Origin of the sequence: Kitasatospora sp. NPDC057542 (assembly GCF_042801945.1) — a bacterium.
Lineage (GTDB): Bacteria > Actinomycetota > Actinomycetes > Streptomycetales > Streptomycetaceae > Kitasatospora.
This window is the reverse complement of record NZ_JBHVFE010000182.1, coordinates 1-15,933: the sequence shown is the minus strand read 5'-3', so window position 1 is coordinate 15,933 and position 15,933 is coordinate 1. Positions and strand designations below refer to the sequence as shown.

General features: G+C 72.7%; 16 protein-coding genes and 1 riboswitch. Of the genes, 8 read left to right on the top strand and 8 right to left on the bottom strand.

Going from position 1 to position 15,933, the window contains the following annotated elements; all coding sequences use genetic code 11:
• Positions 1–2: 2 nt before the first annotated feature.
• Both ACFU7Y_RS22655 and ACFU7Y_RS22650 read right to left on the bottom strand, forming a co-directional pair.
• The gene (locus tag ACFU7Y_RS22655) at positions 3–578 is read right to left on the bottom strand and encodes a TerD family protein (RefSeq protein ID WP_224284415.1); all 576 of its coding nucleotides are present in this window, start codon (positions 576–578) and stop codon (positions 3–5) included.
• Positions 579–711: 133 nt separating this feature from the next.
• Positions 712–1,209 carry a hypothetical protein gene (locus tag ACFU7Y_RS22650; protein WP_263455694.1) on the bottom strand — a complete coding sequence of 166 codons (498 nt, stop codon included), beginning with the start codon at positions 1,207–1,209 and terminating at the stop codon, positions 712–714.
• A gap of 111 nt (positions 1,210–1,320) precedes the next feature.
• On the opposite strand from ACFU7Y_RS22650, the gene arfB reads away from it, so the two are divergent.
• Positions 1,321–1,755, top strand: a complete 435-nt coding sequence (gene arfB / locus ACFU7Y_RS22645; protein ID WP_224284413.1) for an alternative ribosome rescue aminoacyl-tRNA hydrolase ArfB — start codon at positions 1,321–1,323, stop codon at positions 1,753–1,755.
• Between the two features lie 7 nt (positions 1,756–1,762).
• On the opposite strand, the gene ACFU7Y_RS22640 is transcribed toward arfB, so the two are convergent.
• Entirely contained in the window at positions 1,763–2,290 is a 528-nt protein-coding gene (locus ACFU7Y_RS22640; protein ID WP_224284412.1) for a flavin reductase family protein, read from the bottom strand.
• A 371-nt stretch (positions 2,291–2,661) separates the two neighbouring features.
• Here ACFU7Y_RS22640 and ACFU7Y_RS22635 point away from each other — a divergent pair, with 371 nt between their 5' ends.
• Positions 2,662–4,449 carry a diguanylate cyclase gene (locus tag ACFU7Y_RS22635; protein ID WP_224284411.1) on the top strand — a complete coding sequence of 596 codons (1,788 nt, stop codon included), beginning with the start codon at positions 2,662–2,664 and terminating at the stop codon, positions 4,447–4,449.
• Positions 4,450–4,634: 185 nt separating this feature from the next.
• Complete coding sequence (locus ACFU7Y_RS22630; RefSeq protein ID WP_224285440.1) at positions 4,635–5,633, top strand: hypothetical protein; 999 nt, start codon at positions 4,635–4,637, stop codon at positions 5,631–5,633.
• Between the two features lie 68 nt (positions 5,634–5,701).
• Here the strand turns inward: ACFU7Y_RS22630 and nagA are convergent, their stop codons facing one another.
• Both nagA and ACFU7Y_RS22620 read right to left on the bottom strand, forming a co-directional pair.
• Positions 5,702–6,883, bottom strand: a complete 1,182-nt coding sequence (gene nagA, locus ACFU7Y_RS22625) for an N-acetylglucosamine-6-phosphate deacetylase (RefSeq protein ID WP_380769464.1) — start codon at positions 6,881–6,883, stop codon at positions 5,702–5,704.
• Positions 6,880–7,827 (bottom strand): ROK family protein, encoded by a 948-nt coding sequence (locus ACFU7Y_RS22620; protein ID WP_380769463.1) that lies wholly within the window; start codon positions 7,825–7,827, stop codon positions 6,880–6,882. The genes nagA and ACFU7Y_RS22620 overlap by 4 nt, the downstream gene beginning before the upstream one ends.
• A 359-nt stretch (positions 7,828–8,186) precedes the next feature.
• Between ACFU7Y_RS22620 and ACFU7Y_RS22615 the strand changes: the two genes are divergently transcribed.
• A complete protein-coding gene (locus tag ACFU7Y_RS22615) occupies positions 8,187–9,467 on the top strand; it encodes an extracellular solute-binding protein (RefSeq protein ID WP_224281332.1) in 1,281 nt (426 codons plus the stop codon).
• A 79-nt stretch (positions 9,468–9,546) separates the two neighbouring features.
• On the opposite strand, the gene ACFU7Y_RS22610 is transcribed toward ACFU7Y_RS22615, so the two are convergent.
• Entirely contained in the window at positions 9,547–9,897 is a 351-nt protein-coding gene (locus ACFU7Y_RS22610; protein WP_224281333.1) for a cupin domain-containing protein, read from the bottom strand.
• A 102-nt stretch (positions 9,898–9,999) separates the two neighbouring features.
• On the opposite strand from ACFU7Y_RS22610, the gene ACFU7Y_RS22605 reads away from it, so the two are divergent.
• Both ACFU7Y_RS22605 and otsB read left to right on the top strand, forming a co-directional pair.
• Positions 10,000–10,227, top strand: coding sequence for a DUF3263 domain-containing protein (locus tag ACFU7Y_RS22605; RefSeq protein WP_224281334.1), 228 nt, complete (start codon positions 10,000–10,002; stop codon positions 10,225–10,227).
• Positions 10,228–10,314: 87 nt separating this feature from the next.
• Positions 10,315–11,154: a trehalose-phosphatase gene (gene otsB / locus ACFU7Y_RS22600; protein ID WP_380769462.1), complete on the top strand. Its 840-nt coding sequence runs from the start codon at positions 10,315–10,317 to the stop codon at positions 11,152–11,154.
• Here otsB and ACFU7Y_RS22595 read toward each other — a convergent pair.
• A complete protein-coding gene (locus ACFU7Y_RS22595; protein ID WP_380769461.1) occupies positions 11,141–12,652 on the bottom strand; it encodes a trehalose-6-phosphate synthase in 1,512 nt (503 codons plus the stop codon). The genes otsB and ACFU7Y_RS22595 overlap by 14 nt on opposite strands.
• A gap of 271 nt (positions 12,653–12,923) precedes the next feature.
• Positions 12,924–13,961, bottom strand: a complete 1,038-nt coding sequence (locus tag ACFU7Y_RS22590; RefSeq protein ID WP_380769460.1) for a glucosyl-3-phosphoglycerate synthase — start codon at positions 13,959–13,961, stop codon at positions 12,924–12,926.
• Between the two features lie 148 nt (positions 13,962–14,109).
• A riboswitch (SAM riboswitch) is annotated at positions 14,110–14,245 on the top strand.
• A 16-nt stretch (positions 14,246–14,261) separates the two neighbouring features.
• On the opposite strand from ACFU7Y_RS22590, the gene thrC reads away from it, so the two are divergent.
• The gene (thrC, locus tag ACFU7Y_RS22585) at positions 14,262–15,557 is read left to right on the top strand and encodes a threonine synthase (RefSeq protein WP_380769459.1); all 1,296 of its coding nucleotides are present in this window, start codon (positions 14,262–14,264) and stop codon (positions 15,555–15,557) included.
• 41 nt (positions 15,558–15,598) lie between these two features.
• Positions 15,599–15,877 carry a MoaD/ThiS family protein gene (locus ACFU7Y_RS22580; RefSeq protein WP_380769458.1) on the top strand — a complete coding sequence of 93 codons (279 nt, stop codon included), beginning with the start codon at positions 15,599–15,601 and terminating at the stop codon, positions 15,875–15,877.
• Positions 15,878–15,933: the final 56 nt, after the last annotated feature.

Below are 15,933 nucleotides of genomic sequence, written 5' to 3'. Positions count from 1 at the left end.
CGTCAGATCTGGACGCCGAAGTCCTGGGCGATGCCGGCCAGACCGGAGGCGTAGCCCTGGCCGACGGCGCGGAACTTCCACTCCCCACCGTTGCGGTAGAGCTCGCCGAAGATCATCGCGGTCTCGGTGGCGGCGTCCTCGGAGAGGTCGTAGCGGGCGATCTCGGCGCCGCCGGCCGCGTTCACCACGCGGATGTAGGCGTTGCGGACCTGGCCGAAGTTCTGGCCGCGGGCGACGCCGTCGTAGATGGTGACCGGGAAGGTGATCTTGACGGCCTCGGCCGGCAGGCCGGCCAGGTTGATGTTGATCGACTCGTCGTCGCCCGCGCCCTCGCCGGTGCGGTTGTCACCGGTGTGCACGACGGTGTTGTCCGGCGTGCTGGTGTTGTTGAAGAAGACGAAGTGGGCGTTGGACAGCACCTTGCCGTCGGCGTTCAGGACGATCGCGCTGGCGTCGAGGTCGAACTCGGCGCCGGTCGTGGTGCGGACGTCCCAGCCCAGGCCGACGGTGACCGCGGACAGACCGGGGGCCTCCTTGGTCAGCGAGACGTTGCCACCCTTGGAGAGGCTCACTGGCATGACGATTGCAGTCCCTTCGTTCGCTTCGTTCGCTTTTCCCCGGGACAACGCAATACTCCGGCGGCTTGGTTCCGCAGGGGCCGTGAATTCTTCGTGAGCGCCAATCGGAGGCAAAGCCCGGGCAAAGAGGGTGTCAGATCCGCCGGAACCGGCCCTGCAGCGACCAGATGTTCGGATTGTCGGCCAGGTCGGGGTGCATGTCGAAGAGGTCGGCCAGGGTGTCCTGGAGGAAGTCCCGGGCCTCGCGCCGCAGTTCGCCGTGGCGCACCACCACCGGCGGCTCGTCCGGCAGCCAGGTGGCGGTGACCTCGACCCAGTTGAAGCGGCGGGCGAAGCGCAGCAGCTCGGTGTTCTGGGTGAAGTCGAGGTCGGCGGTCTGTACCCGGGCGGCCCGGCTGCCGTCCGGGTCGCGGTCCAGCAGCTCGGCGATGTCGCACAGCGCCCAGGCGAAGTCGAGCACCGGCACCCAGCCCCAGGCGGTGGACAGCTCCGCGCCCTCGCCGTCCAGGTAGACGTCGCCGCAGAACAGGTCGTGCCGCAGGGCGTGCACGGACGCGGTGCGGTAGTCCGTCTGCGGGGGGTCGGGGAAGCGGTTGGAGAGGGAGTAGCCGAGCTCGATCACGTACGCCATTGTCGGGGCTCGGGGCGTGCTCCGGTAACCGGGTCCGGAGCGCCCGGGGGCGAGCGGCCGGGTGTCGGATAACCGGGTGACCGTACGGGCCCCGCGCGGGATGATGGACGCATGTCCGAGCCCATCCGCGTGCGGGGGTCGGTGGTCGTCCCCGACGCCGAGCTCGTCTGGCGCTTCTCGCGTTCCTCCGGCCCCGGCGGCCAGCACGTCAACACCTCCGACTCCAAGGCCGAGCTGCGCTTCGACCTGGCCTCGACCACCGCGCTGCCCGAGGTGTGGCGCGAGCGTGCGCTGGAGCGGCTGGCCGGGCGGCTGGTCGACGGCCGGGTGCTGGTGGTCCAGGCCTCGGAGTTCCGCTCGCAGTGGCGCAACCGGGAGGCGGCCGCGGCCCGGCTGTCGGCGCTGCTGGCCGAGGCGTGCGCGCCGCCGCCGAAGGCCCGGCGGGCGACCAGGCCGAGCCGGGGGATGGTCGAGCGGCGGCTGTTCAACAAGCGGCACCGCTCCGAGCTGAAGCAGGGCCGCCGGTCGCCGCGGGGCGGCGAGTAGGCGGGGCTCAGCCGAGGGTGCGGTAGCCGCCGCGGAAGTAGAGCAGCGGGCGGCCTCCCGGGTCGGGCACCGCGGCCTCCAGGACGCGGCCGAGCAGCAGGGTGTGGTCACCAGCGGGTATCCGCTGCTCGGTGCGGCACTCGACGGTGGCCAGTGCGCCGGCGATCAGCGGTGCGCCGGTGCGCGGGCCGCGGTGGTGCGCGGTGTCCGCGAACAGCAGCCGGTCACTGAGCCGGCCCTTCATGGCGAACCGGGAGCCGAGCGTCTTCTGCCCCTCGGCCAGCACCGAGACCGCCCAGGTGTCCACCCGGGAGAGCACCTCGTCCATCCGGGAGTCCTCGCGGACCGAGATCAGCACCAGCGGCGGCTCCAACGACACCGAGAGGAAGGACGTGGCGGTCATGCCGACGTCCTCCCCGTCCTCCGGGTCGTGGACGGTCACCAGGCTCACGCCGGCGGCGAGCTGGGAGAGGGCAGCCCGGAACTCGTCGGGCGTGGCGTGGGGGGCAGCTTCGGGCTGCGGGGACGGGTACACGTACCGCACGGTAGTCGTCACCCGGGAGAAACGGCATCGGGCCTTGGTCGTAGGACCGCCGGTCCGGCCGAAGGGTTGCGCCCGGTGGCCGAACTCACCCTCAGGAGTGAAGCCGTCGGACCGGCGGGCGCAGTCGGCTTCAGTCCGAGGACAATGCGGTCGACCACCAGAAATGTTCCGATAACGCTTTATGTCCCGCTATGGGGCAGATGAACTGATTAAGGGCGCATTAGTGTCGTGTGATTTAAGTCACAAGTGGCGGCCTATTGCTGACCGAGCGTGCCGAGCGCTGTGCTCCCTGTGATTCAGTTCTTCTGGCAATCGGACGATAACCAATCAAGAACTATCCGAAGCAGCCGGGGAGCCCCCGCATGGAAGCCGAGTCGGAGCCGTACGTCCGTCTCGCGACCCTCCGCACCTTGCACCGGGTCGTGGCGGACCTCAACGCTGCCCGCAGCCTCGCTGGCACCCTCCAGGCCGTCGTCGAGGGCGCGGTGCACGGGCTCGGCTTCGACGCAGCCGCGGTCAGCCTGGTCCGGCCGGACGGCGACCTCGTGGTGGCGGCCGTCTGGGAGCTGGAGGAGAGCCCGATGGGCGGTCCCTCCGTGCTGCTCGGCCAGGTCGGTTCCCGGGAGTCCTGGGACCGGCTGCTCGGCGTCAGCGACCACTGGGGCACCCTGCGCTTCCTGCCCTACGACCGCGGCTGGGCCGTCGCCAGCGACATCCCGCGCTGGATCGGGGACGGCCCGCTGCCGGTGTACGCCAACGACTGGCACCCCGCCGACGGGCTGCTCGCCCCGATGTACAGCGCCGGCGGCGACCTCCTGGGCGTTCTCTCGGTGGACCGCCCGCGCAGCGGCAAGCGGCCCGGGGCGTGGACCCGCGAGGCGCTGGAGATGTTCTCGCTGCAGGCCTCCATCGCGATCGGCAACGCCCGGCTGCGGGCCGAGATGCAGCGCGCGCTGGCCCGCCTGGAGAAGGAGCAGCAGGCGCTGCGCGCCAGCGAGGAGAGCTTCCGCCAGGCCTTCGAGTACGCGCCCAGCGGGATGGCGATCACCGAGCTGCACGGCGCCGGGCGCGGCCAGCTGACCAGGGTCAACGACGCGCTCTGCCGGCTGCTCGGCCGGCCCCGGGCGGTGCTGCGCCAGCAGAGCTTCGCCGACCTCGTGCACCCCGAGGACCGGGCGCTGCTGGAGCGCACCAGCGCCGAGAGCGGCCGCGCGGAGCTGCGGCTGTCCCGGCGGGACGGCGGCTACCAGTGGGTCTGCCTGCGCAACTCGATCGTCGCGGACGCGGCCGAGGGCCCGAGCTTCCTGCTCACCCACGTCGAGGACATCGAGGACCGCAAGCGGCACGAGTTCCAGCTCGCCCACCGGGCCAGCCACGACGCGCTCACCGGGCTGCCGAACGGTGCCGAGCTCAAGGCCCGGCTGGCCCGCCGGCTCTGCGCCCAGCCGCAGCCGGTCGGCGCCGCCGCCGGCCAGGTCGAGGCGGCCTACCCGCAGCCGTACGGCTACCCGGCCGACTCCTACAGTGCGCACGCGGCGCACGAAGGGCTGGAGGGCGCCGACCCGTACGCCGGTCCGGTGCACGGCTACGGGCTGCCCGAGGCCCTGCCGGGCGGGCTCGGCCCGGGCTTCGGGGAGCACGTGCACGCGGTGGTCCCGGCCGAGTACGGGCCGGGCGGCGACGCCTGGTCGGCGCCGTTCCGCTCCGGCGGCGCGGCGGCGGTGGACAAGGGGCTCGCGGTGCTCTTCTGCGACCTGGACGGCTTCAAGTCGATCAACGACCGGTTCGGCCACAACGCGGGCGACGCGGTGCTGGTCGAGGTGGCCCGGCGGCTGAGCCAGGCCGTCCGGGACGGCGACACGGTGGCCCGGCTCGGCGGCGACGAGTTCGTGGTGCTGGCCGACGGGATCGGCCGCGAGGAGGCCAAGGACCTCGCCCACCGGCTGCGGGGCGCCATCATCCCGCCGATGCGGATCGACGGACGGGCGATGCGGGTGGGGGTGAGCCTCGGTGTCGGCTGGGCCGGTTGCGGGATGAGCATCGAGGAGGTACTGCACACCGCGGACGAGCGGATGTACGACGAGAAGCGGGCCAGGGGCGGGGCGGTGCGCGGGGCGCGCGGCGAGCGTTCGCACCGGCGCGCGGGCTGAGCCGACGGACGGCCGCCGCGGGCCCGGGTCGGCCCGGGTCGGCCCTGGTCGGTCCGGGTTACCCGTGAGTTGTCAAGGGGTCTTTCCCCGCCGTCACAAACGACAGGTAGGGTTCCCGGTACGACAGCGTCCATGATCTGCGCCGCCCGCAGCCGGCGGCGCACCGGATGGGGGAGCAGACCACCGTGACGACCGCCGGCAGCAACGGAGTGCCCGAGGGCCAGGGGGGCGGTGCCCCGCAGGACGACGACCCGTTCGGCTACCTCTACCGCCCGGCCGACGGTTCCACCGGAGAGCCGGCCGAGCCGCAGCAGGGGGTCCCGCGCACGTCGTACAACCGCCCGATGGAGGTCGGGCGCGCGCAGTACGGCTATCCGCAGCGGGCGCCGCAACAGCAGCAGCCGTACGGCCAGCAGGGCATGCCGCCGCAGGGGTACCCGGGCGGTCAGCCGCAGGCCCCGTACGGCGGTCAGCCCGGCCCGCCGCAGCAGCCCGAGTACGGTGCCGCGCCCAGCCAGCAGACCCGCTACGCGGAGCACTCCCGGCCGCAGCCGGGGGAGGAGCCCCGCAGCAGCGGCCGCAGCCGGGGCGCGGTGATCGGCGCGGTGGCCGTGGTCGCGGCGATAGCGATCGGTGCCGGCATAGCGCTCTCCACCGGGGACCCGGACGGTGACAAGAGCGCCAAGGGCGGCACCGCGACCACCGCCCCGCCGGCCCCCACCACCCCGGTGCCGACGGCCACCACCGCGAGCGCAGCCCCCTCGGCGAGCGCGACCGCCATCTCCGGTCCGACGACCGTGGACGCGGGCCAGCTCCAGGGGCAGAACGCGCCGTCCGGCAACAGCGTCAAGGGCGCCAAGTCCGCCGACGGCAGCTACCTGACGCTCCAGCCGGGCGGTTCGGTGACCTGGACCGGTGAGATCGCCACGGCCGGGACGTACAAGCTGACCGTGCACTACAACTACTCGGGCGCGGACTTCAAGGGCGCGGTCGCGGTGAACGGCAAGGACTGGCCGAGCGGGGTGACCTACAAGATCTACGGCGCGCCCCCCAAGGACCAGACGTCCGCCTGGTTCAGCACCTGGATACTCCCGCAGTTCCAGGCCGGGCCGAACTCGGTGACCTTCACGGTGCCCTCCGGTCCGGTCCTGATCGACCAGATCACCATCGAGCCGGGCGGCTGAGCCCGCCCGCCCTCCGGACACACCACGGCCGCCCGTCCCCGCAGGGGGAGGGCGGCCGTCGGCGTTGCTCAGGCGGGTTCGACGGTGGGGAACGTGTCGCCGCCGAGGACCCAGCGGCCGTGGCGCATGACGGCGACCAGGTCGAAGGTGTCGGAGTCGACCACGACCAGGTCGGCGAGCTTGCCGGTCTCCAGCGAGCCGATCGAGTCGCTCAGGCCGAGCAGCCGGGCCGGGGTGGCGGACAGCGACTCGACGGTCTGGTTCAGGCTCAGCCCGTTGACGGTGACCGAGCGCTTGAACGCCACGTCCAGGGTGAGGGTGGAGCCGGCGATCGCGCCGCCCTCGACCAGCCGGGCCACGCCGTCCCTGACCTCGACCTGGAGCGGGCCGAGCGGGTAGAGGCCGTCGCCCATGCCGGCCGCGCCCATGGCGTCGGTGATCAGGGCGACCCGGTTCGCGCCGGCGGTGCCGTAGGCGAGGTCCAGCACGGAGGGGTGCAGGTGCACGCCGTCGTTGATCAGCTCGACGGTGACCCGCTCGTCCTCCAGCAGTGCCACGATCGGGCCGGGGGCGCGGTGGGCGATGCCGGGCATGGCGTTGAACAGGTGGGTGGCGACGGTGGCGCCGGCCTCGATCGCCTCCAGGGTGGTGGCGTAGTCGGAGTCGGTGTGGCCGACGGCGGCGATCACGCCGAGGTCGGCGAGCATCCGCACCGAGTCCAGGCCGCCGGGCAGCTCGGGGGCCAGGGTGACCATCCTGGCGTGGCCGCGGGCGGCGTCGACCAGCTTGCGCACCAGCGCCGGGTCGGGGTCGCGCAGCAGGTCGGGGCGGTGGGCGCCGCAGCGGTTGTGCGAGATGAAGGGGCCCTCGAAGTGGATGCCGGCCAGGACGCCGTCCTCGACGAGTTCGGAGAGGACGGCGGCCTGGCGGGCGACCTCGTCGATCTCGCCGGTGACGGTGGAGGCCACCGTGGTGGTGGTGCCGTGCTCCAGGTGGGTGCGGGCGGCCAGCAGTGCCTCCTCCGCGATGCCGGAGGCGTACGAGGCGCCACCGCCGCCGTGGACGTGCAGGTCGACGAAGCCGGGCACGACGGTGTACCCGGTCAGGTCGAGATCGCCGGGCTCGGTGTCGCCGCCGAGGCCGGCGATGCGCTCGCCCTCGACGGCGAGGCGGTCGCCCTCGACGACGCCGCCGGGCAGGACCAGTCGGGCGCCGGCCAGGGCAGTACGGTCACGGTCCGCGGTGGTCACGCGGTCACCTCCAAGGAGAGCAGGTCCCAGGCGAGCAGGCCCGCGCCCAGGGACGCGGCGGTGTCTTTGAGCATCGCGGGTACGACCTTCGGGGGCATCTGGAAGGTCAGGCGCTCGGTGACCGCCGCGCGCAGCGGATCGAAGAGCGTGTCACCGGCCTCGGCCAGCCCGCCGCCGACGATCACCGTGGACGGGTCGAGCAGGCTCTGGGCCAGGACGATGCCGTCCGCCAGGGCGTCGACGGCCCGCTGCCAGACCGCGAGGGCGCGGTCGTCCCCGGCGTCCACCGCGGCGGCGCAGGATGCCGCGTCGGCGTCGGGGTCGCCGCTGGCCTCGGCCCAGGCGCGGGAGACAGCGGAGGCGGAGGCCAGCGTCTCCAGGCAGCCGCGGGCGCCGCAGCCGCACCGGGGGCCGCCGGGGCGGACCACGACGTGGCCGATCTCGCCGCCGTAGCCGTGCGCGCCGGCCTCGATCCGGCCGTTGATGCCGATGGCGCCGGCGATGCCGGTGCCGAGGGCGATGAACAGGAAGCGGTCGACGCCGCGGCCGGCTCCGAGCCGGCCCTCGGCCAGGCCGCCGGAACGCACGTCGTGGCCGAGGGCCACCGGCATCGCGCCGCCGTCCGGTCCGGCCAGGCGCTCGCCGAGGAGCTTGCGCAGCGGGAGCTCGCGCCAGCCGAGGTTGGCGGAGAAGACCGCGATGCCGTTCTTCTCGTCGATCGTGCCCGGGACGGCGACACCGGCCGCGAGCGGGGCGACGCCGAAGCGGCTGCGGCCCTCGGCCGCCAGGTCGGTGGCGAAGTCGAGGATGGCGGCGACGACGGCGTCCGTGCCGTGCTCCCGCCCGGTCGGTCGGCGTGCCTCGAACAGCACGGAGCCGTCCTGGGCGAGCAGCGCGGCCTTCATGCCGGTGCCGCCTACATCGAGTGCGATGACGTGCTTCACGGAGGACAGTTTCCCTTGGGCGGGTAGAAGAGGTCTAGTCCAGTTGTCGGATTGGTCTGGTCCATACTGGGTGAGCTTTGTCGCAGCTGCGGGGGGTGCGGGGCTTTGCGCCGGGGTGCGGGGCCCGGTGTCGAGGCGGGCGCGGACCGGGGGGTGTGAGGGGCGGGGGCGGGGGTTTTGTTGCGCATTGTGCAATGACTCCGAGCACTTCGATAACTACTGGGGCGAGCCCGGCCAGTGGTGTGGACCAGTGCTCGGCGGGTTTGGCAGTGTTGCGCCTCCCCCGCCGGATTCCCCCCGTTCCGGCCGGCATTCACCCCCGTTCATCCCCGTTCATTCCCCCGAAGGCGGTACCCGCGTTGAACAGGCGCGTCCACGTTCCCACCCGTGTGCTCGGCGGTGCGCTGGCCGGAGCACTGGTCCTCACCGCGGTCAGTGCCTGCGGCGGGCAGGACGACGGACCGGTCACCCTCAAGCTGGTCGCGGCCGACTACGGGGAGAGCCCCGAGACCAGCTCCCAGCACTACTGGGACACGGTCGCCAGGGCCTTCGAGGCGGCCAACCCCGGGATCAGGGTCAGCGTCGAGGTGGACAGCTGGACCGAGATCGGCAGGAAGGTCGAGGACATGATCGCGGCCGGCAAGTCGCCGGACCTGCTCCAGACCGGCGGCTTCGCGGACCAGGTCGCGGCGGACCGGCTGTACCCGGCGTCCGACGTGCTCTCGGTGGAGACCCAGGCCAAGTTCCTGGAGAACTTCGCGCACGCCGGGCAGGTGCTGGGGACGCAGTACGGGATTCCGTTCGTGTCCTCGTCGCGTGTCCTCTTCTACAACAAGGCGATGTTCCGGCAGGCCGGGATCACACAACCGCCGGCCACCTGGGCCGAGCTGCGGCAGGACGCGGAGAAGATCAAGGCCAAGGTGCCGGGGGTGACCCCGTACGGGCTGCCGCTGGGGCCGGAGGAGGCGCCGGCCGAGTCGATGCTCTGGACGCTGAGCGGTGGCGGCAGCATCTCCGACGACGTCGGCAACTACACCATCGACAGTGCCCAGAACCAGGCGACCTTCGGCTGGCTGAAGAGCAACCTGGTGGGCACCGGGCTGACGTACCCGAACCCGGGCGCGATGAACCGCACCCCGGTGTTCCAGGACTTCGCCGCGGGGAAGGTCGCGATGCTGAACGGGCATCCGACGCTGCTGCGGATGGCGGCCGCCGGGAAGATCGACTTCGGGACGGCGCCGATCCCGAAGAAGGACGGGGTGGGGCGGACCGGGAGCCTCGGGGTCGCGGACTGGATGATGGCGTTCAAGGCGAACGGGCACAAGAACGAGATCAAGAAGTTCCTGTCGTTCGTCTACGACAAGGACAACCAGCTGAAGTTCGACGAGCAGTACAACCTCCTGCCCGTCACTCAGGACGCGTTCGGCCAGATGTCGTCGGACCCGAAGCACGAGGACCTCAAGCAGTTCGCGGTCGGGCTGACCAATGCGAGCTTCTACCCGTTCGGGGACCCGGCCTGGGGTGAGGTCAGCAACCGGATCAAGGCCGGGATCGGGCAGGCGGTGACGGGGGATCCGAAGCAGGTGCTCGGGGGGTTGCAGGATGCGGCGGTGAAGGAAGCGGCGGAGGTCCGCAAGTAGGACCGGGCCGGGGACGGTTGGTGCCGGGGCTGGGGGGTTCGCGGTGGGCCTCAGCCCCGGCGGGGGTGCCGGTCGCCGGTCAGGGGAGCGTGATGGCGTAGGCCTTGCGGAGGGTCTCGTGGACCGTCCAGGTGGTGCGGTCGCCCTCGCGCAGGACGGCGCAGTCGCCGGGGCCGACCTCCAGGGTCGGGCCGCCCTCGACCTCGATGGTGGCCCGGCCGCTGAGCACCACGAACATCTCGTCGGCCTCGACGTCGGTGACCACGCCGGGGGTGATCTGCCAGAGGCCGCGCAGGTGGCGGCCGTCGGCGGACTCGGACAGCACCTTGCCGGTGACCTCGGGGGTGCCGGAGACGATCTGGGACGGGTCGAGCGGGTCGGGGTCGAGGTCGGCGGTGGGGATGTGCAGGGCGAAGCTGGGCGTGGTCATGGGGGTGACGTTAGTGGGGGTGGGGGCACGGTGGGGCGAGCAGTGTGTGTCGGGGTCGCGCGGGAGAATGACACTCCGTAGCGGTGGACGGAGGTGCTTGCGGTGGGCGAGCTGAGTGAGCGGGACCGGGCGGTGCTGGCGCTGGAGGGGCGGCAGTGGCGTACGTCGGGGGCCAAGGAACGGGCGATCCGGGAGGAGCTGGGGCTCTCCTCCACCCGCTACTACCAGGTGCTGAACGCCTTGCTGGACCGGGAGGAGGCGTTGGCGCATGCGCCGGTTCTGGTGAATCGGTTGCGGCGCGTGCGGGAGGCTCGGCGGGCGGCTCGTTGACCGGGGGGCTCTCGGGAGGACGGGTGTCGGGGGCGGCTGCGGGGGTGGCGGGTGCGGAGGGGGACGCTCCGGGGTAGGGGCTTCGGTATGGGCTTTGAAGAGATGTTCGTGCCGGGGACCGAGGCGGGGCGGGACGGGGTGCGGGCCATCCTGGCGACGCCCGGGGATGCCGTGATCGGGTTGGACTTCGACGGGACGTTGGCGCCGATCGTGGCGGATCCGGGGCAGGCGCGGGCGCATCCGGGGGTGGTGGGCGCGTTGCGGCGGCTGGCGCCGGTGGTGGGGGCCGTGGTGGTGGTGACGGGCCGGCCGGCCGGGTTGGCGGTGGAGTACGGGGGGTTCGCGGGGCTGCCGGGGGTGGTGGTGCTGGGGCACTACGGGGCCGAGCGGTGGGAGGACGGGGAGCTTTCGGCGCCGGAGGTGCATCCGGGCGTCGCCCGCGTGCGGGCGGTGTTGCCGGGGGTGCTGGAGCGGGTGGGGGCGCCCGAGGGGACGTGGGTGGAGGACAAGGGGCGGTCGGTGGCCGTGCACACCCGGCGGACGGCGGCGCCGGAGGAGACGTTGGAGCTGCTGCGGGCGCCGGTGGGGGAACTGGCGGCCGAGCACGGGTTGGTGGTGGAGCCCGGGCGGCTGGTGCTGGAGCTGCGGCCGCCGGGGGTGGACAAGGGGGCGGCGCTGACCGGGTTCCTGCGGGAGCGGGGGGCTCGTTCGGTGCTCTACGCGGGGGACGATCTGGGGGATGTGGCGGCCTTCGTCGCGGTGGAGAAGCTGCGCGGCGAGGGCGTGGCCGGGGTGCTGGTGTGCGCCGGCGCGGTGGGGGACGCGCCGGTGCGGGACCTGGCCGACCGGGCGGACCTGGTGGTCGCCGGGCCGGAGGGTGTGGTGGAGCTGCTGGGGGCCTTGGGGGAGGCGCTCACAGCGCGTTGAGCTGGTCCAGGAACCACTGCTGCGGGGGGAGCGCGGTGGCCGCCGCGGCCAGGCGCTTGGTGTGGTCGGCGCGCTCCTCCGGGCTCATGGTGAGGCCGGCGTGCAGGGCGTCGGCGGTGGCGATGACGTCGTAGGGGTTGACGGTGAGGGCGTCGTCCTTGAGCTCGGCGTGGGCGCCGGCCTCGCGGGAGAGGACGAGTGCGCAGCCGTGGTCGGAGACCACGGGGACCTCCTTGGCGACCAGGTTCATGCCGTCGCGGATGGGGTTGACCAGGGCGACGTCGGCCAGCCGGTAGGCGGCGAGGGAACGCGGGAAGTCGTCGTCGACGTGCAGGATCAGCGGCTGCCAGCTGGGGGTGGCGAACTCGCCGTTGATGGCGGCCGCGAGGTCCTGGACGGCCGCGGTGTAGTTCCGGTACTCGGCCAGGTCGGTGCGGGAAGGGTAGGCGAAGGCGATGTGCACCACCCGGTCGTGCCACTCGGGGCGGGTGCGGAGCAGGTGCCGGTAGGCCTGGAGGCCGCGGACGATGTTCTTGCTCAGCTCGGTGCGGTCGACCCGGACGATGGTGCGGCGGTCGCCGACGGCCTCGCGGAGGGCGGCGAGGCGTTCGTCGACGTCGGGGCGGTGGGCGCGCTCGCGCAGGAAGTCGGCGTCGGCGCCGAGGGCGTGGACGCCGAGGCGTGTGGTTCGCCGAACGGGGGTCCCCCCGGCCGAAGGCCGGGGGAGGGTGGTGCGGCCGTCGAAGGTGACGGTGAGCGCGTCGTAGTCGACGGTCGCCTTGAGGAGGTCTTCGCAGCAGGCGGCGAAGGCGCGGGCCCAGCGGTGGGTCAGGAAACCGGCCCGGTCGGCGCCCAGGATGCCGGTGAGGACGGCCCGGGCGACGTCGTCGGGCAGCAGCCGGTAGTACTCGGGCGGGGCCCAGGGGGTGTGCGAGAAGTGGCCGATCCGCAGGTCGGGACGGGCTTCGCGGAGCAGGGCCGGGGCCAGGGAGAGGTGGTAGTCCTGGATGAGGACGGCGGCGTTCGGGGCGGCTTCGGCGGCCAGGGCTTGGGCGAAGGCCTCGTTGTAGGCCTGGTAGGCGGCCCACTCGGTGCGGAAGCCGGCGTCGAAGGCGGGCGCGGTGGGGGTCGCGTAGAGCAGGTGGTGGACGAACCAGAGGGTGGAGTTGGCGACGCCGTTGTAGGCGCGGGCGAAGGTCTGCGGGTCTATGTCCAGCATCCGTACGGCCTGGCCGCCGACCGCGTGTCCGGCCAGGTCCAGGCGGCCGTGGGGCGCCCCGGCGGCGGCCCTGCGGTCGGAGTCGTTGAGGGCGGCGCAGACCCAGACGGCGTTCGGGTCCTCGACGGCGGAGAGGCCGGAGACCAGACCGCCGCCGCCGCGGCGCAGGGTCAGCGTGCCGTCGTCGGCGGTGCTGAAGGACACCGGTCCCCGGTTGGAGGCAACCAGGACGGGGGCGGTGCCGGTCGCGCTCGAACGGTTGGTCGATGAATCGGCCATGGGGGTTCCTCTTCTCGGGCTGCCGGATCACCCGGTGGGGGGTGATCCGGGCGCGCGACGGAGCGGAGCGCGACGGGACAGCCGTACAGTCGGGGCCCTGCGACAGGCGACGGCCAGGGCCTGGCCGCCTTGAGGCTCCGCAGGGATCGAGTGGGAAGCCTCCTCGTCGGGAGGGGGAGGAGTCACGGTTGGGATGTTGCCGGTTGGTCGACATCGCAAACCCACAGTCGGATAGTCCGGCAAACCGCAGCGGCCGCACTGCACGGGTGTGTCACCCGTCGGTGCGGCGCTTCGCGTATTCGGGGACGGTGTGCATCGGGGGGCGTTCCAGGGAGGTGATCTCGTAGGTGCGGGGGGTGAAGATGGGGGTCTCTCCGGCCGAAGGCCGGGAGAGGGTTCCGGGGCTGCGGGTGAACTGGGTGAGGTGGGGGTGGACGAGGTCGGCCGAGGCCTTGAGGCGGTGGGTGCGGTCGAGGCGTTCCAGGGCGGTCCGGTAGATGGTGGCGGCCATCCGGCCGAGGGCCTGGCCGTCCTGGTGGCGGTGGTGCCGGACGCCGACGTCCACCTGGGCGAGGGCGTCCAGGCCGACCAGCTCCAACGCGTCGACCAGCAGTCCGAGTTCGACGCCGTAGCCGGTGGGGAAGGGCAGCCGTTCGAGCAGTGAGCGGCGGGCCGCGTACTCGCCGCCGAGGGGCTGGACGAAGCCGGCGAGTTCCGGCCAGTGGAGGTTGAGCAGGGGGCGGGCGACGAGTTCGGTGACCCGGCCGCCGCCGGCGGGCAGGACGGCGCCCTCCGACTCCAGCGGGCGGTCGTACATGGCCTTGACCAGCTGGATGGAGTCGTCGGTCAGCAGCGGGCCGACGATGCCGGAGACGAAGGCGGGGTCGAACTCGCGCAGGTCGGCGTCGATGAAGCAGACGATGTCACCGCGGGTGACCAGCAGCGAGCGCCAGAGCACCTCGCCCTTGCCGGGCACGGCGGGCAGCCGGGGCAGGATGGCGTCGCGGTGCTCGACCCGGGCGCCGGCCTCGGCGGCGACGGCGGCGGTGGCGTCGGTGGAGCCGGAGTCCACGACGACGAGTTCGTCGACGAGCGGGAGGCGTTCCATCAGCTCGCGGCGGATGGTGCGGACGATGTCGCCGACGGTGGCCTCCTCGTCCAGGGCGGGCAGGACCACGCTGACGGTGCGGCCGGTGCGTTCCTTGGCCGCGAGGAGGGTGTCGACCGGCCGGTCGGCCGCGCTCCAGGAGCGGCGGCGCAGCCAGGACGCCACCTGCGGGAGGAGCTCGGGAGTCGGTTCGGCGGGCACGGAGGTCTCCTCGGCGGGGTGGGGTGGGACGGGTCATCTCGCGTGGCGGACGGTCCCGTTCGGGTTTGACGCCTTCGGATACAGTCTTCGTACAGCGGTCGGACCTTTGCACGCCGGGGTCGCCGTTGAGCACCACCACAATTTCACAAGCTCATCCAGAGGGACTGAGGGAACGGCCCGTTGACGTCCCGGCAACCTTCTCGCGCGGCTGTCGTCGACAGGCCCCGGCGGGACAGGTGCCAATTCCGGCCCGTGTCGCGACCGCGCCACGGGGAAGATGAGGAGAGAGGCCTCGCCGTCATGGCTATCACTGAGACGACCCCTTCCGGCGCCGCACCCGTTTCCGTCGACCTCGGCCCCGCCGCCGCGCTGTCCTGTCGGGAGTGCGGCACCCGCTTCCCGCTCGGCCCCAGCTTCGCCTGCCTGGAGTGCTTCGGCCCGCTGGAGATCGCCTACGAGTTCGGCAGCGAGGGTGCCGAGGAGCTGCGCAAGCGGATCGAGGCCGGTCCGGCGTCCATCTGGCGCTACGCGCCGCTGCTGCCGGTTCCGGCCGACGTGGCGTCGAAGCCCAACCTGAACCCGGGGTGGACCCCGCTGGTCAAGGCGGACAACCTGGGCCGGGAGCTCGGTTTCACCGCCCAGCTGCACATCAAGGACGACTCCGGCAACCCGACGCACTCGTTCAAGGACCGGGTGGTCGCGTGCGCGATCGAGGCGGCCCGGGCGTTCGGGTACACCACGCTGTCCTGCTCCTCGACCGGCAACCTGGCCGGCGCGGTGGGGGCGGCGGCGGCCCGGGCCGGGTTCCGGTCCTGCGTGTTCATCCCGCACGACCTGGAGCAGGGCAAGGTCGTCATGGCCGGGGTGTACGGCGGCGAGCTGGTCGGCATCGAGGGCAACTACGACGACGTGAACCGCTTCTGCTCGGAGCTGATCGGCGACCCGGCCGGCGAGGGCTGGGGCTTCGTCAACGTGAACCTGCGGCCGTACTACGGCGAGGGTTCCAAGACGCTGGCGTACGAGATCTGCGAGCAGCTCGGCTGGCGGCTGCCGGAGCAGATCGTGGTCCCGATCGCCTCGGGCTCGCAGCTGACGAAGATCGACAAGGGTCTCCAGGAGCTGATCAAGCTCGGTCTGGTCGAGGACCGGCCGTACCGGATCTTCGGCGCCCAGGCCGAGGGCTGCTCGCCGGTGTCGGCCGCGTTCAAGGCCGGCCGGGACGTGATCAAGCCGGTCAAGCCGGACACCATCGCCAAGTCGCTGGCGATCGGCAACCCGGCCGACGGCCCGTACGTGCTGGACATCGCCCGCCGGACCGGTGGCGCGGTGGAGGACGTCACGGACGCCGAGGTCGTGGCGGCGATCCGGCTGCTGGCGCGGACCGAGGGCGTCTTCGCCGAGACCGCGGGCGGGGTGACCGTCGGCGTGCTGAAGAAGCTGGTCGAGACCGGGCAGCTGGACCCGGCCAAGGAGACCGTCGCGATCAACACCGGCGACGGCCTGAAGACCCTGGACGCCGTCTCCGACGCCGGGATGACCGCCGTCATCCGCCCGACGCTGGACTCGTTCCGCGACGCCGGCCTCGCGTCCGTCTGAACCACCCCGCCCCGACAGGCCCCGCCCCCGCAAGGAGAGTCATGAGCGCCAACGTCCGCATCCCCACCATCCTGCGCACCTACACCGGCGGCGCCGCCGAGGTGACCGCCGAGGGTGCCACCCTGGCCGAGGTCATCGCCGACCTGGAGAAGAACCACGCGGGCATCTCGGCCCGCATCCTGGACGACACCGGCAAGCTGCGCCGCTTCGTGAACGTCTACGTGAACGACGACGACGTGCGTTTCGCCGAGGGCCTGGCGACCGAGGTGAAGGACGGCGCCGGCATCTCGATCATCCCGGCGGTGGCCGGCGGCTGCTGAGCCGTCCGGAGAACCCGCGGTCGCCCGCGCGTACGGAATTCCGCTCTCCGTATGCG